The organism is Niastella populi (assembly GCF_002078015.1).
Classification (GTDB): Bacteria; Bacteroidota; Bacteroidia; order Chitinophagales; family Chitinophagaceae; genus Niastella; species Niastella populi.
Window position 1 is genome coordinate 1 of the sequence record NZ_LWBP01000053.1, and the last position, 222, is coordinate 222.

Below are 222 nucleotides of genomic sequence, written 5' to 3' on the forward strand. Positions count from 1 at the left end.
TTTCAGAATATGAAAGAACCAATACATTTTTCGATTTTACAGTTGGTTTAACCGGAGGTGGTTATAACATAGGCATCAAAGCCACCAAAAAACTTAGCTCGGGTTTGTCAGTAGCGTTTGCAGGCAACCTGTTCTTTAAAATATTAGACTTTATTTTAAAAGATCAAAGCAAGCTGTTAAAGGATGTAGATTATTTAAGTGAAGAAGAGAAACACAAACTGC

General features: G+C 34.2%; 1 protein-coding gene. It reads left to right on the forward strand.

The genetic code is table 11. From position 1 onward, the window contains the following. The coding region (locus A4R26_RS34805) for a hypothetical protein (protein WP_165760173.1) at window positions 1–222 on the forward strand (222 nt) is incomplete at both ends.